This window comes from Microbulbifer agarilyticus (assembly GCF_001999945.1).
Taxonomy (GTDB): Bacteria; Pseudomonadota; Gammaproteobacteria; order Pseudomonadales; family Cellvibrionaceae; genus Microbulbifer; species Microbulbifer agarilyticus_A.
Genome location: NZ_CP019650.1, coordinates 1,217,423 through 1,240,929 on the forward strand (window position 1 = coordinate 1,217,423; position 23,507 = coordinate 1,240,929).

13 protein-coding genes are annotated in these 23,507 nt (G+C 51.6%); 5 read left to right on the forward strand and 8 right to left on the reverse strand.

The window, feature by feature from the left end; all coding sequences use genetic code 11:
* Positions 1-107: 107 nt before the first annotated feature.
* Positions 108-2,000, reverse strand: a complete 1,893-nt coding sequence (locus Mag101_RS04935) for an ADP-ribosylglycohydrolase family protein (RefSeq protein WP_232325138.1) — start codon at positions 1,998-2,000, stop codon at positions 108-110.
* Positions 2,001-2,309: 309 nt separating this feature from the next.
* Positions 2,310-3,962 carry an amidohydrolase gene (locus Mag101_RS04940; protein WP_077401637.1) on the reverse strand — a complete coding sequence of 551 codons (1,653 nt, stop codon included), beginning with the start codon at positions 3,960-3,962 and terminating at the stop codon, positions 2,310-2,312.
* 513 nt (positions 3,963-4,475) lie between these two features.
* Between Mag101_RS04940 and Mag101_RS04945 the strand changes: the two genes are divergently transcribed.
* Positions 4,476-6,530 (forward strand): cellulase family glycosylhydrolase, encoded by a 2,055-nt coding sequence (locus Mag101_RS04945; protein ID WP_232325139.1) that lies wholly within the window; start codon positions 4,476-4,478, stop codon positions 6,528-6,530.
* Positions 6,531-6,740: 210 nt separating this feature from the next.
* A complete protein-coding gene (locus tag Mag101_RS04950; protein WP_077401640.1) occupies positions 6,741-8,015 on the forward strand; it encodes a sugar MFS transporter in 1,275 nt (424 codons plus the stop codon).
* A 56-nt stretch (positions 8,016-8,071) separates the two neighbouring features.
* On the opposite strand, the gene Mag101_RS04955 is transcribed toward Mag101_RS04950, so the two are convergent.
* A complete protein-coding gene (locus Mag101_RS04955) occupies positions 8,072-8,896 on the reverse strand; it encodes a LytR/AlgR family response regulator transcription factor (RefSeq protein WP_077401643.1) in 825 nt (274 codons plus the stop codon).
* Complete coding sequence (locus Mag101_RS04960) at positions 8,884-10,059, reverse strand: sensor histidine kinase (protein WP_157520178.1); 1,176 nt, start codon at positions 10,057-10,059, stop codon at positions 8,884-8,886. The genes Mag101_RS04955 and Mag101_RS04960 overlap by 13 nt, the downstream gene beginning before the upstream one ends.
* A 354-nt stretch (positions 10,060-10,413) precedes the next feature.
* On the opposite strand from Mag101_RS04960, the gene Mag101_RS04965 reads away from it, so the two are divergent.
* Both Mag101_RS04965 and Mag101_RS04970 read left to right on the forward strand, forming a co-directional pair.
* The gene (locus Mag101_RS04965; RefSeq protein ID WP_077401649.1) at positions 10,414-11,718 is read left to right on the forward strand and encodes a sugar MFS transporter; all 1,305 of its coding nucleotides are present in this window, start codon (positions 10,414-10,416) and stop codon (positions 11,716-11,718) included.
* A gap of 364 nt (positions 11,719-12,082) precedes the next feature.
* Positions 12,083-13,915, forward strand: coding sequence for a glycoside hydrolase family 3 protein (locus tag Mag101_RS04970; protein WP_077401652.1), 1,833 nt, complete (start codon positions 12,083-12,085; stop codon positions 13,913-13,915).
* A gap of 57 nt (positions 13,916-13,972) precedes the next feature.
* Here the strand turns inward: Mag101_RS04970 and Mag101_RS04975 are convergent, their stop codons facing one another.
* From Mag101_RS04975 to Mag101_RS04990, 4 genes are all read right to left on the reverse strand, one after another.
* The gene (locus tag Mag101_RS04975; RefSeq protein WP_077401656.1) at positions 13,973-15,478 is read right to left on the reverse strand and encodes a tryptophan halogenase family protein; all 1,506 of its coding nucleotides are present in this window, start codon (positions 15,476-15,478) and stop codon (positions 13,973-13,975) included.
* Positions 15,475-16,878: a tryptophan 7-halogenase gene (locus tag Mag101_RS04980; RefSeq protein ID WP_077401659.1), complete on the reverse strand. Its 1,404-nt coding sequence runs from the start codon at positions 16,876-16,878 to the stop codon at positions 15,475-15,477. The genes Mag101_RS04975 and Mag101_RS04980 overlap by 4 nt, the downstream gene beginning before the upstream one ends.
* The gene (locus Mag101_RS04985; RefSeq protein ID WP_077401662.1) at positions 16,875-18,422 is read right to left on the reverse strand and encodes a tryptophan halogenase family protein; all 1,548 of its coding nucleotides are present in this window, start codon (positions 18,420-18,422) and stop codon (positions 16,875-16,877) included. The genes Mag101_RS04980 and Mag101_RS04985 overlap by 4 nt, the downstream gene beginning before the upstream one ends.
* A 76-nt stretch (positions 18,423-18,498) precedes the next feature.
* On the reverse strand, positions 18,499-21,405 hold the full coding sequence (locus tag Mag101_RS04990) for a TonB-dependent receptor (RefSeq protein ID WP_077401665.1): 2,907 nt from the start codon (positions 21,403-21,405) through the stop codon (positions 18,499-18,501).
* 269 nt (positions 21,406-21,674) lie between these two features.
* Here Mag101_RS04990 and Mag101_RS04995 point away from each other — a divergent pair, with 269 nt between their 5' ends.
* Positions 21,675-22,880 carry a helix-turn-helix domain-containing protein gene (locus tag Mag101_RS04995; RefSeq protein ID WP_077401668.1) on the forward strand — a complete coding sequence of 402 codons (1,206 nt, stop codon included), beginning with the start codon at positions 21,675-21,677 and terminating at the stop codon, positions 22,878-22,880.
* Positions 22,881-23,507 lie beyond the last annotated feature (627 nt).

The following is a 23,507-nucleotide window of genomic DNA, read 5'->3' on the forward strand; positions in this document are numbered from 1 at the left end:
AAGGGCGTAGTGTCTGACCTCGGTGATTATTATCGGTCGAATTGTAGTTGTAGTGGGATGGGCTGGATTAATGGAATAGTATTCAGAGCATCGAATCTTCGCGGAACTTAGGGTTGCAAAGCAGTTACTTTTAGTAAAATACCGGGATGGTCTGATGGGGCGGCGTCAATACTTTTTCCGCTGCCTTTAACGTCTCGTGCAAAGCCGCAGTCAATACCATCTCCATAAAGAAGCGACAAGTCTGTACTGGAAGCGAGTGCCTGGGTTGTCGCACTATCGCAGGCTGTATTGAAATCGCCCACCACCAGTAGCGGGATTCCGCGTAAGTGCGGAGAGGTTGCAGCGGCGGTGGTTTCTCGACTATTGGCGCGACGCACCCGTTCGCTTTCGTGATCCCAGTGTACGTCAATCAGGCCGAAACGATCGACACCACGTCGAACGACAACCAATTCACCTGTGCGTACTGCGTTTGGTCCATCAGTCATATCAAAGCGTTCATTGTGCTCGAATTCCAGCCCCCTACAGCGGTTGGCAAAAACTTGATAGCGGCGCACCCAACAGTTTCCCAAAGCGCTGGCCAGAGCTTCTGCACGTCGGTAATCGGTGGGCAGGCCTTGAATCTGCCAATCTTCGACACCTTCCTGCACAGCCAGCAGATCTACATTGTGGTCGGTAACGAGCTGCGCATACCTGGTCGCGGCCGCCGGCATAGTGCCATGACCGTAAATATTCAGGGATAGAACCGCGAGGGGCTCGGCATCATTGCGTGATTTCTCAGGGTTTTGGTTATCGTGTACCTCTTTGGGTAACTCTTCAGGTAATTCGAATAATGAATTTTCCTCAAAGCGTGGGATGTGCCAGTAATCGCTTTTTGTATCTATCGAGCCTCCCAGTTCGTCTTTAACTACTCGATCTACGATACTCACGCCCACCCGCGCCATGTCAGAAAAGGTATCTTTACCGCTATTGGCAAACCCGCCACGGGTACGATGAATGTCGAATTCATCAGATAGTGGGCCAAACCACTCAGTGAGCTTTTCATGTCCGTAGATAAAACCCAGTAATCCGCCCCAGGTGGCGGCCGGGTTGTCGGAATCCCAACCCATTAACACCGCTAACTTTACGGTTTTTCGGTAGTCTCCTTCACCGTAGAACAGGCTGATTAAGCTTGCGCCGAAATTGATGCCGGCGGCGAAGCAGCCGTTGCAATAGAGGTTACGTGTACTGAGGTCGTAACCAGCTTCGCCGTTGATTTGATATTTTTTATGCAGGCTATCGCGCACTGTTTCCCAGGGTACCTTTTGTTGGTACTGCTCTTGTACGAAGTCGTACATATCTGCATTGTAGCTTCCCGGCGGGAGCTGCTGGCGCGCACGTTCGGCGATGGCGAAGAGTTGTGGCTTAACCGGGCGCGTCGAATCGATGCCCGAAGCGAGAGCATGCATCACAACATAGAATTCGGCCGCCCAGGCGGCATTTTCACGTCCGGTGGTGCGGATGGGAAGGTGGGCCATGGCGAGGGCAATGTCCGGCCTTCCGGGCGCAAACAGGCCGAATATCTCCGTGGTCAGCTGCGCATCAATCATGTCGAAGTGGGGGTTGTGGTTGGGTTCGCTGGTCTCCGGTGGCAGTAGAGATTGCTCACGCATTAAGTCGTGTGCCCGTTGGTTGGATACCCAGAGAAAGTTTTCCGCTTTCCCATCGGCAGTGGTGAAAGGGGTGTTTTCGTCCGAATAGATATGCGTGAGCCAGCCGTCGCGAATTTGCTCGGGGGTGAGCATTGTAGTCTGGTGTTGATCCAGTAGGTGCTGATATATGTATTCGATATCGGTGTCGTCATCCGCTCCCCACACTTCCCCAGGCCGGCGCAGAACCCAGTCGATGGTTGCGGACAAGTCACTGGGCACACCTTGCCCCCAAATACTGGGCTGATCTGGTTTTCCCCAGTCGTCCCGGGTGTAGAAGACACCGTGCGGGCCCGGGCCACCGATTTTGTCCATTTCAGTGACTAGCCCCGTCCAGTTGGCAAGACTTTGTCCCAACCAGAAGCCGCGTAGTTTGTTCTGGTACTGCGTACGCGTGAGCGGAAGAATCCCGTACGTGGTGACACTTATCGCCGGAGTAGCGGCGAAAGACGATGCTCCACTAAGGCTGCTGACCAAAACTAGAATTCCGGTCGTATAGGCTGTCGCTGCGCAGATTTTTTGGAAAAGTGGGTTTTGTGCCATTGCCAAACTCCATAAGGCTTTAGATCTTTGAATGCCTTTTAATTCCCGGGCGTGGATGCCCGGGAAAAGAGTTTATTTAGTTCAATCGGCTTTCGTGTAAACGCGCTCGCCTTCAACCCAGGTTTCGGCAACTTCTACCTGCCAAATATCTTCCGGGGCAATCGCAAATATATTTTTCTCCAGTAGGATAAAGTCCGCGAACTTCCCCGGTTCCAGATTGCCGATCAGGTTTTCCTGGTGGCTTGCATAGGCTGCATCCAGGGTGAATGCCCGTAACGCTTCAGTGAGTGTCATGGCTTGCTCTGGCCGCCAACCGCCTTGCGGCGTATCGGCACGATCTTGCCGGGTAACCGCGGCATGGAGCCCAAACAACGGGTTGGCGGGCTCCACCGGGAAGTCGGACCCTCCCGCGATCTTGGTGCCTTGTTCTAGAAAGGTGCGCCATGCGTAGGCGCCTTCGAGGCGTTCTTCACCCAGTCGGTCACCAGCCATGTTTTTGTCGCTGGTAGCGTGGGTGGGCTGCATTGAGGCGATCAGGCCGAGCGATGGGAATCGTGGTATATCGTTTTTCAGCATGACCTGAGCATGCTCAACCCTGTGGCGGTACGGTTTCTGGTTGTTGTCTTTGTGCAGGGTGTACAAATGGTTGAGTACAATGTGATTGGCACGATCGCCAATGGCATGTACGTTGACCTGGAAGTCGTGCTCGGTTGCAAGCCGTAGTAGCGAGAGGATTTTATCTTCCGGGTGGAGCAGGAGGCCGCGTTCATCGGGCTTGTCCTGATACGGGGCGAGTAGCGCTGCGCCATGGCTGCCAAGTGCTCCGTCGGCCGAGAGTTTGATGCTGCGCACGTAGAGTCGCTGGTCGGGCGCGCCGATGGAGCCGGCTTTGAGGAGTGTTGTGAGGTTTTCATCCTCGATGGCAATCATTGGGTAAATGCGCAGTGGAATGGCACCCTCGGCGGCGAGTTCACGGTAGGCCTGCAGGGTATTACTGTCCACCCCGGCGTCGTGAATACCGGTCAGGCCCAGTGACAGGGCGCTTTTGAATGCGGCCTTTAACGAGGCTTTATCCTGTTGCAGCCCCGCTTGAGGAATGGCGCGCTCCAGTAGCAGCATGGCATTGTCTATCAGGATCCCGCTCGGCTCACCCAATCGGTCTTTGATGATCTCACCACCCTCCGGATTTTCCGTTTCTCGGTCGATGCCGGCGAGCCGCAAGGCGGCAGAGTTGGCCCAACCTGCGTGACCATCAACCCGGCGTAGCCAGACGGGATTGGGGATGTCGAGCTTGTCGAGTGCAGACTTTGTGGGGAATCGCTTGCCAGACCAGAGTACTTGGTTCCAGCCGCGCCCCAAAATCCATTCGTTCGCAGCTTTATCTTTGGCAAATGTTCTTGTGGCGCCGAGGGTTTCTTCCAGGGAAAGATCCCTTACATCTAATTCCTGCCTTAGTCGTCCGAGTGCGAGGACGTGACCATGTGCATCTATTAGCCCAGGCAATAGTGTCCTGCCTCCAGCATCCCGTGCGTTTGATCCGGGGAATTTTTCCTTCAAATCTGCCAGTTTGCCGGTTGCCAAGATCTTGCCATCGTCAAAGATCAGCGCCTCAAATGACTCAAGGCCATCAGATGTCGTGTGATAGCCAGCAATATTGTGGATAAGCGTAGCGGCCTGGATGTTGCTACATGCCAGAGCAAGAATGGCTATGAGGAGCGTGCGGGTGAAGTGCATCGGGAGTCCACCTGTATTTGATTATTATGTATTTGCTACCTTTATACGTCTTTTTGCAGCCTTGTGGAATGACATTGTAGTGGGATGACATCTGACACAGGTTATCTGAGGATAGGGGCGGCTGACTATAGTTACGCGGTGTTTAGGACGAGGAGAGAGCACCTGGAACTCCTTCTTCTCTGTTACCACTGGCGAGTTTTTCGCTAAAAAATTTTATCTATGTATTAATCCGCTTTATCGATTTTTTTTATTTCTTTTCTTTTGGTCGTGTATAGAGACAAAAAGTCTTTTTCCGTACTGACTCCTTTTCGATATGGTTCTTGTGTACCAGTTTTCGTCCCAGGTTCGTTTAATACTGGTTTTGGTACGACTTTTGGTTTCTTCGTCTCTAGATTTTGCTCTCCCAACAATAACTCTTAGATGGTGAGAATAATGAATCAAAAAAGTAGACGTAGGTCCATTCTCGGTCGGGCCGGAAAAAAAGTCGCCGCAGTGTGTTCGGTGCTTGGTCTTATGGTCGCAGCGAGTGGTGCGGCGGCAGTAGAACCATTGCGTGTGGAAGGCAATAAGGTATTGGTGGGGGGGCAGGTAAAGAGCCTTGAAGGTATTTCCCTGTTTTGGAGTAATAACAACTGGGGCGGAGAGAAGTACTACACCGCCGCTGAAGTAGCTCGCATCAAGAATGAATTTGGTGCAAACATTGTCCGTGCGGCCATTGGTCACGGTGAGCCCGGTGGCGTGCAGGATGATTGGGCTTCGAATATGCAGCGCCTGGATACCGTCGTACAGGCCGCGATCGATAACGATATGTATGTAATTGTGGATTATCACAGTCATATCGCTCATACGAATCCCGGGGCTGCGGAAGATTTTTTCCGAGCGGTAGCACAGAAGTGGGGCCAGCACGACAACGTTATCTACGAAATCTACAACGAGCCCAAGCACGTTGATTGGCACTCCACACTGAAGCCTTACGCGGAGCAAGTTGGCAATACCATCCGCTCTATCGACCCGGACAACCTGATTATTATGGGGACACCTAAGTGGTCCCAGGATGTCGATATTGCCTCAACCAACCCGGCCAATGTTTCGAACCTGGCCTACACCATCCATTTCTACGCGAATACCCACAGAGCCGAATTGCGGGCCAAAGCGCAGGCGGCCCTGAATAACGGCATTGCTTTGTTTGCCACTGAATGGGGCATGGTGAATGCTAACGGGGCGGGTCCGGTTAATCGGGATGAAACATGGGCGTGGATCGACTTCTTGCGTAGTAACGGCATTAGTCATGCCGCCTGGGCCTACAACGATAAAGACTTTAATCACCTGGGCGAAGAAGAATCCAGCTCATTCTTCTGGTCCGATGGTACTTTGAAAGAATCCGGGTATTTCATCAAGGAGATTCTTGGTGGCCGTGAGCCAACCGAAACCATCATTGATGGTCCTTGTGATGTGGGTGGCAACGGTACCCAGATTGAAGCAGAGAGCTTCTGCCAGGCAAAAGGTGTTGAATTCGAAACCACCAGTGATTTTGGTGGCGGCGAGAATGCCGGCTGGATTGACAATGGCGATTGGCTGACCTTTGACGTGAATTTGCCACAGGCAGGCACCGCAACCGTTACCTACCGCGTTGCTTCCGGCGTGGACGGTGGCCGCATTAAGCTGGAGCAGGGTGGTGGTGAGAACACCTATGGTGTTGTCGATGTACCAAATACCGGTGACTGGCAGGGCTGGATGGATATCTCCCATCAGGTACAGCTTCCGGCGGGTCAGCAGATCCTAGGTGTTGTCGCTGAAGTTGGCGGCTGGAACCTGAACTGGTTGCGAGTTGATGTCGAGCCGTGCACTACAGACTGCAATCCTGGTGGAGAAGTTGTACGTGTTGAAGCGGAAAACTGGCGTGATGCAGGCGACGTCCAAGTAGAGGCAACTACCGACGTCGGTGGTGGTCAGAATGTGGGCTGGATCGATGCCGGTGACTGGATGACTTATAACGTTACCCTGCCTGCAAGCAGCACCGGTAACTACGAGGTGAGCTATCGCGTGGCCTCTGAAAGTGGCGGCAGCCTGAAGCTGGAGCAGCCGGGTGGTTCTGTGGAGTACGGCGGCGTAAGCTTTGGAGGCACCGGAGGTTGGCAGAGCTGGACCACAGTTTCTCACACCGTTAGTCTGCCTGCTGGCACCACCGAACTCGCTATCGCTGCGGTCACTGGTGGTTGGAATATCAACTGGATTGAGATCAAGGCGGTCGGAGACTCCGGGTGCAACAATGATCCCAGCTGTCTGGATGACGACAACGACGGTGTAGTGAATTCTGCGGACCAGTGTCCGGCCACTCAACCCGGTGTGACGGTCGATAGCAGTGGCTGTGCTGTCACCACGGGTCAGTGTAGCGGTGTGACTGAGTACCCGAACTGGCTGCATGCGGACTATGACGGTGGTCCCAATACCCATTTGCTGGGCGGCGACCAAATGACCTATCAAGGCAATCTGTATCAGGCCAACTGGTACACCAATAGCGTGCCGGGTAGCGACAATACCTGGACTCTGATTGGTAGCTGTCAGTAATGACTGCAATGGGCCGCATTGCGGCCCCTTTTTGTTTCCCCTCCCTCCTGCTCCCCCTCCCAAACTTTCCCTGTTGTCTCCAATTCTTACCACCTTGTCGAAAACCTGAAAACCATTGATTGGGGCGTGTTACAACCTCTTACGTGTGGATCAATCGGCTTATGGGCACCTTTGTGCCCGTCGCATTAATAACATTCTTGGGGTACTTAAATGGCAGCTATCGGACCAGATATAGGGCAGGCTAGCATTAGTCGTGTCGATGAAGGGGCATCAAACCAGCAGTTTGCGTTGATTGCGTTGACGTCACTGTTTTTTATGTGGGGTTTCATTACTTGTCTGAATGACATTCTGATTCCGCACTTAAAAGGGGTCTTTGACCTTAGCTATACCCAGGCGATGCTGGTTCAGTTTTGTTTCTTTGGGGCCTATTTCCTTGTGTCTTTACCCGCAGGTAGGCTGGTAGAGCGAGTCGGCTATCAAAATGGTATTGTCATTGGGTTGGGGATCGCGGTCATTGGTTGTGCCCTGTTTATCCCGGCTGCGCGCATTCAGGTGTACAGTCTGTTTTTGTTCGCGTTGTTTGTATTGGCGGCGGGTATTACCGTATTGCAGGTATCCGCTAACCCGTATGTTACGGCTCTTGGTGCAGAAGAAACTGCTGCAAGCCGACTAACGCTCACCCAGGCTTTCAACTCACTCGGTACCACTGTGGCACCGTTCTTCGGCACCGCGTTAATCCTTTCGGTTGCTGGTGTTGCCGCTTCGGATATTTCAGGTGTCGAGGGCGCATCGGCAGTAGAGCTACCCTATATGATCCTGGCTGCGAGCCTGGCCGTGTTGGCGTTTACCTTTCGCTTTCTGAAACTCCCTAAGATTGAGAGCCATATGGGCGCAGATCAGGCCGCCGAGAAGGTTGGTCGCTGGGAAGCGTTAAAGCATCGCCATCTTGCGCTGGGTGTTGTGGCGATCTTTTTGTATGTGGGCGCCGAAGTGTCTATTGGTAGCTTCCTGGTTAACTTCCTGTCCGAGAGCAATATTGCCGGCATTACCGAGCATGAGGCAGGCTTCTACGTATCTCTCTTCTGGGGTGGTGCGATGGTTGGGCGCTTTATCGGGGCCGCGGTGATGCAATATGTCTCCGCGGGTAAAGTACTTGCTGTATGTTCTATCGGGGCAGTGATTCTGTTGCTGCTGACGATTTTTGGTTCGGGTCAGCTGGCAATGTGGAGCGTACTTTCTATTGGCCTGTGTAACTCGGTAATGTTCCCGGCTATTTTCAGCCTTGCGTTGGCGCGTTTGGGGCCGTTGACCAGTCAGGGTTCTGGCTTCCTGTGCCTGGCGATTGTCGGTGGTGCGCTGGTACCGCTCGCACAGGGTGCACTGGCGGATAGTATTGGCATCCAGATGGCGTTTGCGCTACCTATCATCTGCTATGTGTATATTATGTACTATGGAATAAAAGGACACTTTGTTCGCGAAGCATAGCTTTCGAGCCTGAGGTAAGCTAAAAATGCCCGGATCATCCGGGCATTTTTTTAAGTTCAAATAGCGGCTGTGGTTTGATTGTGCTCCAAATATTCTTTAATTGACTGCCGATAATTTCGGCTGACCTTGACCTTTTCGGCGCTTCTTAGGGTGAGTAAAAACTCGCCCTTGGTCAGAACCTGAATCTCTTGAATGTAGTTTAGGTTTACCAGAGTTGATCGGTGTACACGTTTGAAGGTGTTGGGACACAATTGCTGTTGCAACTCTTTCAGTGTGCTCCGCATGATGTGGGTTTCACCTTTGGTGTGTACACACATATAGTCGCCAGCGGCATCAATCCATTCTATGTCCGACTGATTTGCCAGAATGATCCGGCCTCCGTCTTTGATCGCCAGTTTGCCAGGGGAATCAGCGGCGGCTGTTTCTCCCGCCTCCGGTGATGAATGAGTGGCAAGGGAGGTTAGCAAGCGTCCTTTTTCATCGGCCTGATTATACTGACCTTGTTGTCCTTGCTGGCGCAGTCGTGCTCGAGCGCGGTCAACTGCTAGGGCAAGCCGCTCCGGCTCCATGGGCTTCAATACATAGTCTACTGCGTTTACATCGAAAGCTTCGACAGCATAGTGATCGTATGCGGTCGCGAAGACTACTTGAGGAATAATGTCGCCCTGTAGCCTTCCAATCACATCAAACCCATTCATGCCGGGCATCTGTATATCCAGAAATAGTAAGTCAGGTAAATGGGTAGCGACCGCGTTGAGTGCTTCACGACCGTTGCGGCATGTAGCGATTACCTCTATTTCAGGTATATCCCCCAGCAGTGATTGCAGCAGCTGTAGAGCCAGGGGTTCATCATCCACCAATACCGCTTTCAGTGGGGCCATGGGCTTACCTCCTGTTGTGTTTCCCTGACAGTCTCGCTGGGTAGATTCAGTGTAACGATGAGCCCACCGGAAGGCTTTTGGGATTGGGTAAAATGAAAATCATTGCCATAGAGCGTCGTCAGGCGCTCGTGTACGTTTGATAGGCCAACACCGGTCGATTCCGGGTCTGGCCCGGCCACGGATACATCTCCACTACTTGTGCCTGTGTCACACATCTCTATATGCAATCGGCCCTGATCGATTTTCGCGCGTATTTCAATAGTTCCGCCAGTTACGCTCTGTGCAATCGCGTATTTGATGGCATTCTCTGCGATGGGTTGCAGTAGCATACTGGGCACCAGACTCTTCGAAGCACCCTTTTCAATGTCAACCTCTACGCGGAGCCGGTCCGCGAAGCGAGTCCGTTCAATGTCAAGGTACAACTGCACGGCTTTGATTTCTTCTTCTAGAGAGACTTTTTTCAGTGGCGCCTCTGTGAGAGAGAGGCGTAAGAACTGACTCAGGCGAAGCACCATATCTTGGGCTTGCTTCTCCTGCTTAATGCGAATCAGTGCGTTGATGGAATTGAGGGTATTGAAGAGAAAATGAGGGTTCAGCTGGTAGCGCAGCATCTTCAATTGCGCTTCCTTGGCAATGGATTCCGCCTGGACACGCTTTAGTTGCTCCTGTTCGTGAATGGCCGCAACCTTTAGTACAACCTTGTGCTCATCTTGCAATAGTAGGAAATATTTTACCCCGCAATAAAGGGCGCTCCAGAACAAAAAAGTGAACAGGGATGCGTAATACCATCCCCCAAACTCTGGCCAGAGTGAGTGGTCACCTAGCAGGAGCTGGTTGGTTTCCATGCGAACCATGGTCCAAATACCCGCGATAACCGCGATCGCAAGCAGGTAGACAAAGGTACGCAGTGCAATAGGTGTATACCAGGCAACATCGAAAATAGGCTTCAGGAATAGGGAAAGTAAGACTCCGATTGCGCATTGAAATAACGTATTGAATGGCTCGGACGCAGCTCCAATATCGGAGGAGCTCCATGCACTCACAGATAAAAAGGTAATGACAAGAATGCCGGACCAGCTCACCAATTGAAGCTTGATAAACCAGTGTTGCGACTGAGTCGCCGAAGGCTCAGAGGATGTTTTCCTGGGGTCGAGAGAGGTCATCTTATTGTCAATTATTGCATCATCGATAGTCACCGATCCCACAACTTCGGTACTTCGAAAAGAATACACATTTATAGAGGGGCGGGCTATTCTTTAGCTCTGTGATATGTCCACCTTGTCTTACTTTTGGGGCGCCCTGCCGGAAAGAGCTTACTTGTGCTTTTTGCAATTTCCACTTTATCGTATTTTTGGTCCTGTCGGGCGTATGGGGGGGCTGTTGAAACCACTTTGGCAACTGGGTGTGTTAGCTTCAATTACACCAATTCCATACCTCACAGGGTGTTTTTGGCACAGTGGAAGTAAGTCTGGAAAGGATGCCGTTTTCGACCTGTTTGCTAATTTTGCGGAAAGTACATGAATGAGTTAGTGCCTGAGCGTGCCAGTGGCGCAGCGACAGAGGTAGGCACCTATACCGTGGGTAAGCGTACGGGACTGTTTGTTCTGACAGTGCTGTTTTTTGTCTGGGGCTTTATTACCAGCCTGAATGACATTCTGGTGCCGCATTTAAAGAGTGCGTTTGACCTGAGTTATACCAAAGCAATTTTGGTGCAGTTCAGTTTTTTTGCGGCATACTTTCTGGTATCCGTGCCGGCCGGCATGTTAATTCGCCGGGTCGGATATCAGCTAGGCATTGTGCTCGGCTTATTGATCGCCTGTGCTGGCTGTTTATTGTTTATTCCTGCCGCCCGTATGCATGTTTACATGATGTTCCTATTGGGGTTGTTTGTGCTGGCAAGTGGCATTGCTATTTTGCAGGTTTCCGCCAACCCTTATGTCATTGCTTTGGGGCGCCCAGAAAGCGCTCCTAGTCGGCTGAATTTGACCCAGGCATTCAATTCGCTGGGGACATCACTGGCGCCCATTTTTGGTGCGCTCGTCATATTCTCCGCGAGTGCCGGTGTTGTACATTTTTCGTCAGTGCAAACTACACTCAATTACCCTGCCAGTGAGGCTGCTTCGGTCGAGCTACCCTATTTTTGGCTCGCGGTCGTACTGCTCGCCCTCGTAGCGTTCTTTTCCTGGGTTAGCCTTCCAACAATTAAAGAGGAAGGCGAGGCGCGAGAAGAGACAACACACCGGATCGTTGGGTTCTTCGAGTTTCTTCTGTTTCCACGGTTGGCCCTGGGTGCGGTGGCCATATTCTTTTATGTGGGCGCGGAGGTGGCGATTGGTAGTTTTCTCGTTAGCTATGTAACTGAGAAATCCGTTGGCGATATGGGAGTGAGCGAGGCTGCCCGCTATGTGTCGCTCTATTGGGCCGGCGCGATGATTGGGCGCTTTATTGGGGCAGGATTACTGAATTTTGTACGCTCAGGAGCATTGCTTGCGATTTGTGGCTTTAGTGCGGTAGTGCTGATTTCGCTATCGATTACTTCCGAGGGGGACCTGGCTGTGTGGACAATCGTAGCGGTTGGTCTGTGCAATTCGATTATGTTCCCTACTATCTTTAGTCTTGCACTGGGTGGGCTTCGTCAGTTCACTAGTCAGGGGTCTGGTGTCTTGTGCATGGCTATTGTTGGCGGCGCGATTGTGCCTCTCTTTCAGGGAGTTGCTGCTGATAGTGCGGGCATTCGACTTTCTTTTGTTGTCCCGTTAATTTGCTACTGTTATATCGTCTACTACGGTGCATTTTCGCCATTTCTGCGCAATAAAAAGTAACCGGCTCTATATTTTCTCTTTGTTCGTTCATTGTGTGCCGAGTATTTAATCAGGTACCTTTACCTTGATTTTCTCCTATTTGGAATATGCCGTCCGAATCGTCCCTTACTGAGACCGTCTTGTCGAGAACAACATTTCGTTCGACTTTTGCATGGTAGATTTAATTTTGAACCGAACAGCATGGTGGTTCGCCTGTAAAGCATCTCTCTTGGTCAAGAAGACCGTTGTGCTTTCGATGTTTTTTCTCGTCGAAATTGTGGCCGGTTGCATTTGCTCCGGCTTTTTTTATGCCTAGCTAGTAAAGGCTCTTTGGTATAGATGAAGAAATATTGATGAGAGATGCCCAAAAAAATGGAGATAATTTATGAAGTGGATTTCTTGCCTGAGCGCAGTTGCTACGTTACTTGTGAGTAGCAGTAGTATTGCTGCACAGGACGTTGAAAAGCGGGTTTCAGCGCTCATTGAACGTATGTCGTTAGCTGAAAAAATAGGACAAATGACCCAGGCAGAGCGGTCTCATGCAAGTCCGAAAGATGTGAAAGACTACTTTATCGGGTCCATTCTCAATGGTGGCGGTTCTGTACCCGGCGAAAATGAGAGAAGCGATTGGGTTGGGATGATCAGCGACTATCAGGATGCCGCGCGGTCAACCCGACTTGGTATTCCCATTTTGTATGGCACTGATGCAGTTCATGGCCACAGCAATGTAAAGAATGCGACGATTTTTCCTCATAACGTTGGTCTGGGTGCGACGCGTAATCCAGAACTGGCGTATTCCATCGGTCTGGCTACCGCAAAAGAAGTCGCTGCCACGGGTATCCACTGGACATTCGCTCCGACCCTGTGTGTCGCCCGCGATGATCGTTGGGGGCGCGCCTATGAGTGCTTTGGTGAGGAGCCTTCCCTGGTCGCAGAGTTTGCTGAGCCCTTCGTAAAAGGTTTGCAAGGGGATACATTGAACGGCAACACTATTGGCGAAAACCGTGTAATTGCGACGGCGAAACATTGGGTAGCTGATGGCGGCACCACCTATGGAACCGGTGATGAGGGTTATGCGATCGACCGTGGCGATACGCAGCTGACGGATGAAGAATTGCAGCGACTGCATATTTCTCCCTACCTGCCAGCTTTGTCGTCGGATGTAGGCTCGGTAATGGTTTCCTACAGTAGTGTGAATGGGAAAAAAATGCATGAACACAAGGGATTGGTGAGCGATCTCCTCAAAGACGAGCTGGGATTTGTTGGTTTTACAATTTCCGATTGGTCTGCATTGGGCGAAATTCCAGCAGAAACAAATCGTGAGCGAGTGGTCCGCTCCATTAACGCCGGCCTTGATATGATCATGGAACCAGAGAAATGGCAGGAATTTATCACCGACCTGACTGCGGCAGTAAAGGCTGGTGAAGTACCGATGGAGCGCATTGACGAGGCAGTGAGACGTATTCTTCTGGTTAAGGCAAGTTCAGGACTGCTCGAAAATCCGGTATCACCTTTGGCACTCAGTGCACAGGGCGATAGTGTCCTCGGCAATGATGAGCACCGTGCGCTCGCACGCCAGGCGGTACGTGAGTCAATGGTGTTGCTGAAGAACGAAAAGTCGCTGCTACCAATTGAGAAAAAGTCCAAAATATTTGTTGCCGGCGTACATGCCAACGATATTGGTTTCCAGTCAGGCGGGTGGACGCTTGAGTGGCAGGGTAAATCAGGAATTGATACGCAGGGCACGACGATTCTTGAAGGTATCCAGGCAGCGGTATCCACGGTTACCTACAGTGAAGATGGCAAAGGCGTCGAAGGCCATGATGTGGCGATTGTTGTGGTCGGCGAAGACCCATACGCGGAAGGTTGGGGAGACTATCGTCCGGCGCCATGTGAAAAATGTAAGCCAATGAGCCTATCAGCTGAACAGCGTCAGTTGCTGGATCGTGTGACCGATAGTGGCGTACCGACGGTTGTCGTGATTGTTTCCGGTCGTCCATTAATGGTTTCCGACCAGATATCCGATTGGCAATCTGTTGTTGCCGCATGGCTCCCTGGTACCGAGGGCGCTGGTGTGGCCGATGTACTGTTTGGCGAATATGCGCCAACCGGAAAGTTGCCGGTGACCTGGCCACGTAATCTGGCTCAGATCCCGATCAACTTTGGTGATGAGGATTATGATCCGCTGTTTCCTTATGGATTCGGTCTGAGTTATTAATGATGTGAAATAAAAGGCGGGGTTCGAGCCCCGCTTTTTATTGTATGCTACCGGTGATTATTTAACCTTGCAGTAGCGGTCGAGATACTCCCCGTGGGACGGCATGGCACCCACAACATATTGAATCCCGTCTCGAATCTCTTGCAGTCTTTCCTTGACAAATGACGCGTCCATTTTGCTCGTTAATGGGTGACAAGACTCCGTGCGAATTCCTTGTCCATGCATCACAGCAAGCCAACTGGGTACACTGAACAGTTCGTCATCTTCGCGAAATATATTGCCCGCTTGCTGGTAGCTTGTCAGCTTGCGTGCAAGGTGAGGGGGTGCCTCCATTGCGGCGAGTGCGCGCCAGAAGGGCTCTGGCCGGCGGTTGGCTCGGTAGTGCAAGATAAGAAAATCACGGATTCGCTGATATTCCAAGATAGTACGCTCATTAAAAATGCGGCGTTTATCTTCTTCAAAGTTTTGGCTGGGATAGAGCGCTATCAGTTTTTGAATCGCACTTTGAATTAGGTGAATACTGGTGCTCTCGAGAGGCTCCAGAAATCCGGCGGAAAGCCCAATCGCAATACAGTTTTTTTCCCAGAAGGACTCTAGATGTCCGGTGGTAAATTTTAGTTGGCGCGGATTTCCCTCCGCAACGCCATCCAGATTTTCGAGCAATGTCGCGGTCGCCTCATCATCACTGATGTAATCGTTGCAGTAGACATAGCCGTTGCCATTTCGGTGCTGCAGTGGGATGCGCCATTGCCAGCCCGCTGAGCGCGCAGTGGAGCGCGTGAACGGCTCCGGTGCACTGCTGCGTTCGCAGGCGACTGCTACTGCTCGGTTGCATGGTAGCCAGCTGCTCCAATCGACAAATTTTGTTCCAAGGGCTTGCCGAATTAACAGGGAACGAAAACCTGAGCAGTCGATGAATAGATCGCCATGAATTCGCTCACCCGACGTCAGCCGGACACTTTCGATGTAGCCTGATTCGGGATTTTTCTGGCTGTCCTCAATCACTCCTTCAATGCGCTCGACGCCAAGGTCTTCTGAGAATTTACGCAAGAATTGTGCATAGAGACCTGCGTCGAACTGAAACGCATATGTTAATGCATCAAACGGCGCGTCGGGCATGGGTTGCATTCTGGTGAACTTGCCGGCGAATGCAGATTGGGCAGCCAATGAGTATTCTTCGAGATCGGGTGAGTTGCTCTGGTTGTAGGACTGTAGCCACCAGTGTTGGAAATCTATGCTGTTGATACCTCGGCCATAAGTACCGAACGGATGGAAGTACCGATCACCTTCAGCACCCCAACCCACAAAATCGATCCCTAGCTTGAAGGTGCCTTTGGTCTCGGCCATAAACTGGTTTTCGTCTATACCCAGCATTTTGTTGAAGGTGATGAGGCTTGGGATGCTTGCTTCGCCCACTCCTACGGTGCCAATAGACTCAGACTCGATCAATTGAATCTTGCTGTCGGTCCCTTGGGTAACTTTGGCGAGAGCGGCGGCGGTCATCCAGCCCGCAGTACCACCACCGACAATAACGACGCGTTTTACGGGGGAGGGAGTAGTCACAAGCGCGCTCCTCTATTAGTGGTTTTCGGCAGCGTTGCAAGGTAGTCAGTATACGCAGGAGCTCTTTGCGCGGCCTCTTGATAGTGTGGCCACAAGGCGTTGAGCCAGTTTGCATAATCTTTATCGTTTCCGGGCTCGGGAATACTGCCTTTGCGCGGCCTAATACCCGCAAAAGTGGGCAGTATTTGCCAGAGAGATTTGCCCACAACTTCGTGATCAGTTTGCGGAGTTTGACCGCAGGCGCGTAGTAGTGCCAAACGGTGCCTATTCGTGCGGGTAAGGAAACCTGTCTGTCCTGCGAGCCAGTTGCATAGATTCTGCAGGTCGTTCACTTCATCGCGATAAAGAGCAGATTCAAGGTTGAACTGTTTCTGTTGGAGTTGCCAGCCTTGGGTCTCGTTAAGAAGTGGTAGGAGCTGTTGGAGCTGGAACTGGGTCACGGCTAACGGATTCGTACTGTAACCGGGATCCGCCCAGGCTGGGCCCATGGCAAGTATATTTTGCACCCATGCATTCTGAAATTGTGGCTGTAGCTCTGCCTGGATCTCGTACTCGAACCGCTGACCACGTACTTTGAGTTGCCAGGATGTCCGTTCAAGATGTAATTGTGCAAAGGTTTTACGACCGGCTTCTTTCGCTCCAGGGATCTGTGATGCATTGATCTGGCGATATATGGGAATACCGGGGCAGGGCTGGTAGTGCTGGTCCCCATGCCGATGGTCGTCGGCCAACTGGTGCATCAATTGGCCGTCACAGTCGACGATCAGGTCGCTTGTTAGAATACGACCGTCTTCCAGTTGCAGCGAGTTGGTACGTGTGTTGTCAGCTTCCCGAAAGAGCTGAACGTTTTGTTCGATGACGTTGAGCCGGCGGGCGTCGGCTATTTGGGACAGGAATTCGCAATACTCTTTACTGGAGCACTGTAGGCCAGCTTGGGTGGTTTGATAGACATCGGCGCTGTTGCGGTCTGCGAGTAGGTAACGACCTTTCTGAGCCATCAGACAGGCAATATTAAACCGGCTCGCTTCGATCTTCATTCCGAGCCGGTGTGATCGTTGCCACCACAGAAAAAATGCTTGTCGGTGGTGTTCGAATCCGTAGCCGCCACTTGCCAGCCACAATGGCTCATGCATATAGGAGCTTCCCGGTGATGTTACCGCGCATGCCAGTAATATGTCTGCCATATCCGCAGTGATGAACTCGACCGGGTCAATCCCAATGTTGCCGTGCGCCAGAGCCATATCCTCGGTGAGAATAAGGGGAGTATTGCGTGAATTGTGAGGCGCTGCCAGGGTGACGTTACATGCCTGCGTGGGTAGTTGCTGTGTCAGGAATAGGAGTGTGTACCAGGCGCTCGGATTGTTGCCTACTACGGTTATGTTCAGTGGATTACTTTTCATTTACCCACACTCCGGTAGAGACTCATGGAAGTGGAAGGTACTCTCGTAGGGCGAGGGCCACATTGGCGGTCGACAACATCGCTGTGTAGGGGCATATCCGATGTGGCGCGGCGTACTAGTGCCGCGTAGTTTTTCAGGAGTGCTGCGAGTTCATCACTCTCGATTGTGTCTGCCCGGGGGGAGTATTGCTTCGGCGAGATACGTTGCCCCTGGTAAACCGCCAGCCAACTCGGTTCCAAAAAGAGCCCATTCTTATAGTCCGCTATATGGCCGCTTTGCCGATACAGCGCCATTTTGTTCTGTAGGGATCCAGGAAGCTCCATGTCCCGGCAATAACGCCAGAACGGGCTGTCATCGCGCTCTGTGGCGCAATAATGGAGGATAAGAAAATCCCGAATACGTTCGTATTCCAGGGCCATCTGCCGGTTGAATTCGTTGCGTTGCGGACGTTGGCTGGCAACGTGATTAGCGGGCAGCAGGCCAATAAATTTGGTGATGGCGATTTGAATCAGGTAGATACTGGTACTTTCCAGTGGTTCGAGGAAGCCGCTAGAAAGCCCAACAGCGAGGCAGTTTTTTCGCCAGGATTCCTGCCTGCGCCCGGCCTGGAACCTCAGCTGGCGCGGCTCGTTCGTCGCAGCACCGGGGAGGCCCTGCATCAATAGGTTTTGCGCCTCGTCATCTTGCATATAGCGCTGTGCATAGACGATGCCGTTACCCATTCGGTGCTGCAACGGAATTTGCCAGCGCCAGCCTGCGGTATGGGCCTCGGCGCGGGTATAAGGTCTCAGCTCGCCTGCGGGGGCTTCAGAAGGCACGGCGATAGCGCTATCACAGGGGAGCCAGTGGCTCCAGTCGATAAACGGCGAACCCAGTTCCTGGCCGATTAGTAGAGAGCGGAAACCGCTGCAGTCGACAAAAAAGTCTCCCGCAAGGCTCTGACCATTTTCTAGGTGTAATGCAGCAATATTGCCATCTGCATGATGCTCCACGCGATCGACCTTACCCTCTATTCGCTTGACCCCGAGATCACAGGCAAACTTTCGTAAGTAACGTGCATATAGGCCGGCGTCAATATGAAATGCATAGGAGTAAGTAGCGAGGATAGATCTAAGGTCTTCGCTGGGAAATTCAAAGCGATTCTTGAGCGCAGCGATTACGGGCAATGAGTAATTGTCCAGCGCTTCTGCGTTGTCGTTAGCACGCGCTTTTAACCATAAGTGATGGAATGGAATACCGTTAAGGCCTCGGCCGTACTCGCCGAATGGGTGAATGTAGGAGTCGCCTTGCCTTGCCCAGTTGGCGAACTCAATACCTAATTTGTAAGTGGCCTGGGTTTCACGTACGAATACGTTTTCGTCGATACCCAGCAATTCATTGAATGAGCGCAGGTGGGGGAGCGTTGCTTCGCCCACTCCGACAGTGCCAATTTGATCCGACTCTATGAGGGTGACTTCGATACCCCTCGGGAGTACGAAGCGCGCCATGGCCGCTGCGGCCATCCAGCCGGCAGTGCCACCACCGAGTATTATTATTTTTTTCATTCGGTTCTTTTGATAACTGCTTATACGGTCTCTGATATCCGGAGGAGGGTATTCCCACCTCCGGATATCAGAGTGATTAGAAGTTTATGCGTACGACAGCAGCGATTCTCCTGTCATTGATAAACCATGAACGGTCCAGCTTCTGCCCTTCTTCATTTACCTGCATGCGTGTATTGGTAACTTGGTCGAGAATGTTGGTCGCTTCCAGTCCAATTTTCATGTTGTCATTGACGTTATAGAACACAGAACCATCCAGCTGTCCGCCCTCACCATTGTAAATCGGTAGTTTGGTGATTACATCGCGGGTAGTCAGCAAATATTCCGAACGCCAGTTCCAAGCCAGTCGTGCGGAAATGTCTTCGTATTCGTACAAGCCTACCAAGTTGTAGGTATGCTCGGACATACCCGCAAGAGGTAGGCTGTCAAATGCTACTTCTACATTGCCGCCTTCTTGCGAGTCAAGGTTTTGGTTTGGAATACTCTTGCTGTCCACATAGGTATAGTTTGCCTGAAGGCCCAAGCCGCTCCATGCCCCCGGTAAAGTATCAAAGAACTGCTGATAGGCAAGCTCCAACCCTGTGACCTGCCCGTCGCCGAAGTTTACGGGTCCTTCGACTTCGACCACGCGAGTAACCCCGTTATTGGTTATTTCACGTGGGAAGGTGCCGCTGGTGAAGAAGTCGGAAATATCCTTGTGGAATAGGGTTCCGGAGAGTGCACCGACATCGCTGAAATACCATTCGAGCGCAAGGTCGAAATTATTTGCTTGCATTGGCTTGAGGCGTGAGTTGCCGGTTCCTGCGCGATAGTCGCTTACAAAACCTTCATCGTCGACACCATCGTTGTCGGTATCACGCCCTTCGATGATTGCATATACACCGAGATAGCTTCTCAGCATACCCATATCCGGGAATGCGACCGCTTTTGACGCACCAAATCGAACCAATAAATCGTCTTGCAATTCGTACTTCAAATTTAGGCTGGGAAGGACGAATTGATTATCCACTTCATCGGAGAACGCAGTAGATGCACCGTTAAAGAATGCGATATCGTCAGCGGGTAGTGGCAGACGATCGTCAAGGTAATCAAATGATGAACCACCGGTCGTTTCATAACTTAAGTCAACATAGCGCAGACCGATGTTACCGCTTAAAGAGTCGTCTTCATTGGCGAACTCTGTCATTACGTAGCCGGCGAATCGGTCTTCGGTAATGGGGTTGATCTCATCTGGGAGAAATGGGCCCTCTGCTAGGCCATCACGATCGGCGATGGTTTGGAAGCCAAATGTGTCGCCGAGCTGCGAGCGGAAATTGGAGAAGTTTTCAACGAGATCTGTGCCGGGGACGAGTAGGTTGCCACCGGAAATACCCGTTGTTTTGTTACGGAAGAAGTCATTAAAACTAATGCTACCGTATTCTGGAGCGGAGTAGGTATCGGTGCCTGGTAGTCCATCCCAAGGGTTAGTGTCGTAAACTCCGTTGAAGTACTTTTGGCCTCCCGCCCAATCTTCAGACAGGACGCCCCAGTTATAGGTTGACCAACGTGTGGTTTGCTCTCGCTGGGATGACCGCAATCCGCTCTTCACGCTACGGAACCAACCGTTGTCCAGCTGGTATTCGACATCCAAGGCGAAGGCTGCTTCCTTACCCTCGCTGTCTTCTTGGTGATCCATGGCCGCACGATAGAAGTAGTTTGCCGGGTCGCTAAAGTACTCCTCACTAGATTGAGAGGAACTCGACGGTGCAGCGAAGGCGATATCTGGGGTGCTACCGCTGAAATTTGCATATACGTCAGCGATAGTATTACCAAAAACGGAAAGGTCCGTTACAAGTGTACTAGCGTCGACATATTGTGCATCGAAGATAACTTGAAGGCGGTCTGTGGGGTTCAATTCCAGATTCAGAGAGAAATCTTCTACCAGAGTTTCTTGCTGGAACTGACGAGTATAACTGTTGTAGCGGTCCGCGCCCTCGAGGGTGCCGCTTATAAAACGTACGTCGTTGTAGTCGCTATCCGCACTTGGTGTACCTACGGTATCGTCGGATTGGAAAGCATGCTCTAGCCATGACTGCGTCGCGTTAGAGCGTACATACTCCGCAGTGAACAGTTTGCTACCGTCATTGTCCGCCCATTGGAACACCATGCTGCCGCCGGAACGTTCGCGGTCCTGGTCAACCTGGCGAGCACCAATATTGATTGGAACCCAGCGTTCGCCGACACCATCGATATCGAGTAGGTTTGGAACACCCTGTTGGATGGAGTTGTTACTGACCTCCAGTTTGGAGTTGGCTGCACTTACCAGAAAGCCAAATTCACCCGCTTCCGTTTCCCAGGTGTTGCTGTACAGACCTGAGAAATCCGGCGTTGCAGAGTCGCGCATATCGGTGTAATTCACCGCGGTGTTGAAAGCAATCTTCTGTCCGTCACTATCAAATGGTTTACGGGTTTCCAAATTGATGGTGCCGGCAATACCGCCCTCGATCATGTCGGCGGTTTGGTTCTTGTATACAATCACCGCGCCCATCAGTTCTGGCGGCACATCTTGGAAGTTTAGGCCGCTGCCGTTGTTTGCTGAGAAGCTGTCGCGACCGTTAAATTCACTACGGCTCTGCACCATACCACGCAGGGTTGCGCCGCTACCTTCGATGGAGAAATGATCAGGATCTTCTGCGGCGGCAAAACGTTCGATGGAGACGCCGGGAACCCGCTGCAGGGCTTCCAGAACGCTTTTATCGGGCAGTGCATTGATATCAGAGGCAGAAATCGCATCGGCAATTGTGGAAGCATCACGCTTCATGTCCTGCGCATTCATTAGGGAGCCTCGGACCCCCTGGACGACGACTTCTTCCAGTGCCTCAACACTGGTTTTTTGTTCCTCTGCATACGCCCCGGTACTAGCGGCTGCGACGCAGATTGCGAGCAAACTGCGTTTAAAAACGGTGTTGGATGTGGTTGTATCCGGATTGGACCCTGTCATACTCATCACTTGCCTCTTATTTTGTCGATATTTTAGGCGCGCGCGTTATTGCTTACTTTATAACGTCGGTGCAAAACGACCAATCAGTACCCGTATTTTTCTGAGGCGGCGCACAATCTAATTGGTACAGTATTTCTAACATGCCGTGAGAACCGACTTGCCGGGTTGCGACGAGAAGGATCGATTTAGCGTTGGTGTGGCCGTTAAACGGGTATATCTGGTTATAAAACAAAGATAATGTTGCGAGACGACCGGGATCTAGGGCGGAGTAAACGATGAAATTAGTTCTGTTTAATGCACATGACATAGTGCTTTTTTTGACAGTTTACTTGTGCCTATTGTTCGCCTTGATTGCCGCGATCGGCCGTCGTAGCTATGGATGGGGAAACGTATGGCTAGGGGCATTCCTGCTTTCACAGGCATTGGTTGCACTGCATGTATTGGCTCTGTGGGGAGAGGCGTTTCACGTTTGGGTGGTGGCGCATGCTCCATGGGTATTCGCGGCTTCTGAGGCCTCTCTATGGATAGAGGGCCCACTATTACTACTCTATACCCGGAGTGTACTTTTTACCCAGGCCGGCTTTCGCCGTAAAGATTTGACCCTATTGTTCCCTCTGGGGTTGTACGCGATTTTCTATTTTGGCGCGTTTTTCTATTACGGTGTGAGTGAGGGGTCCCCGGTGCTTCAATTCTTGCGTTCGGATTCCGTTCAGTTCTATGAGCACTGCCGGAATCTGACACGGGCTGGGTTTGGCGTTTGGGCTTTTTGGACCATCAAAAGCTACGAGCCACGGATGTCCAATGTCTATTCCAATGTGGATCATCTTAGCTATCGGTGGTTAAAAGTCCTAGTGTTTGGGTTCATTGCGCTGAGACTGTGGAATATTTTGTACCTCAGTATTTATACGAGCTTCAACTTCGTGCTGGGCGAGGGTGCTATTCAGAAGAGTGATCTGGATGGTGTGGGAATAGCGTCCAATTATGGACAGCTACTTCTGATATCAGGGCTACTGTACTACGGTTTTGGCGTCGCCAATGGTGTACAAAAAGTTACTCAGGAGGTGTTGGACGAAGTCGCTGACCCTAAGGTGGGTGGCGGAAATGCAGATGAGCGAGCCCCCTATACGCAAGAGCAGATTCGGCGCGTCACTCGGTATATGGAATCGTCTCGCCCGTATCTGAATAGCAACCTAAAACTGGAAGATCTGGCGAGCCAGGTTTCGCTTTCGCCTAAGTTGCTGTCTAACCTAATTAACCGCGAATTCGAGTGCAATTTTTTTGAGTTTATCAATCGCTACAGAATTTCTGAGGTAAAGCAGTTTCTGGCGGACCCCGCATTACAGGACCAGTCTGTCATGGACCTTGCGATGCGTGCAGGTTACAACAGTAAAACAACCTTTAACCGGCTGTTCAAAATAGATACAGGGATGACGCCAACGCAATATCGAAAAATGGAGCCTCTATCCGAGGTTGCTTCCTGAGTCACGACAATCCAGGGCTGGATAGGTAAGCGCTCACTACCCAATGGTGTGATTTTTGAGCCCGGCCTCAACAAAATAGGTCCCAACTTCCGATTTACCTAGTCTTGGTACGCACTTTCTAGGCTTTTTCACTAGATTGCCCCGACTATTCTAAAAAAAGAACCGTCGAGGCGATTAGGATGATGAAAGGTATTCGCGGGCGTTGGCTCAAAACTCAGTCACGGTCTGTTCGGGTCGCGGTAGATGTTGCTGCTGTACTGTGCACAATGGCGGTCTTATTGGGTGCGGTAACTGCCGAAGCGGCAATGGTAGCGTCAGTAAACACGCCCCTCTTTGAAACTGTTGAGCCGGGTATCGGTCAGCCCTAGTTTAGCGAAGTTCTGACTTCCAGAATTCAGGTTTATGTGGCCTGCCGGCAGATAAGCATCATTCATTGCACACCATTGCACGCGAGTCCCTCAGTGCCGCGCCTCGGACCGTGCTTATGTGCCCTATCTCCCTTGTCTCAATATTGTCCCGCCTTAGCGTAATCTTTCCCCGCCTAGCTATGCGTCAATGGGCGCTCACATTACAGTCCTGTTAGACATTGTGTAGCGCAACTTGCGATGAGCAAAACCGCCTTTTTCG

Bases quoted from the DNA above. Each gene is read 5' to 3' on its own strand.
- Mag101_RS04995 (WP_077401668.1), top strand. From the start codon at position 21,675: ATGAAATTAGTTCTGTTTAATGCACATGACATAGTGCTTTTTTTGACA.
- Mag101_RS04940 (WP_077401637.1), bottom strand. From the start codon at position 3,962: ATGCACTTCACCCGCACGCTCCTCATAGCCATTCTTGCTCTGGCATGT.
- Mag101_RS04970 (WP_077401652.1), top strand. From the start codon at position 12,083: ATGAAGTGGATTTCTTGCCTGAGCGCAGTTGCTACGTTACTTGTGAGT.
- Mag101_RS04950 (WP_077401640.1), top strand. From the start codon at position 6,741: ATGGCAGCTATCGGACCAGATATAGGGCAGGCTAGCATTAGTCGTGTC.
- Mag101_RS04990 (WP_077401665.1), bottom strand. From the start codon at position 21,405: ATGAGTATGACAGGGTCCAATCCGGATACAACCACATCCAACACCGTT.
- Mag101_RS04960 (WP_157520178.1), bottom strand. From the start codon at position 10,059: ATGACCTCTCTCGACCCCAGGAAAACATCCTCTGAGCCTTCGGCGACT.
- Mag101_RS04955 (WP_077401643.1), bottom strand. From the start codon at position 8,896: ATGGCCCCACTGAAAGCGGTATTGGTGGATGATGAACCCCTGGCTCTA.
- Mag101_RS04965 (WP_077401649.1), top strand. From the start codon at position 10,414: ATGAATGAGTTAGTGCCTGAGCGTGCCAGTGGCGCAGCGACAGAGGTA.
- Mag101_RS04945 (WP_232325139.1), top strand. From the start codon at position 4,476: ATGGTCGCAGCGAGTGGTGCGGCGGCAGTAGAACCATTGCGTGTGGAA.
- Mag101_RS04935 (WP_232325138.1), bottom strand. From the start codon at position 2,000: ATGGACAAAATCGGTGGCCCGGGCCCGCACGGTGTCTTCTACACCCGG.
- Mag101_RS04985 (WP_077401662.1), bottom strand. From the start codon at position 18,422: ATGAAAAAAATAATAATACTCGGTGGTGGCACTGCCGGCTGGATGGCC.
- Mag101_RS04980 (WP_077401659.1), bottom strand. From the start codon at position 16,878: ATGAAAAGTAATCCACTGAACATAACCGTAGTAGGCAACAATCCGAGC.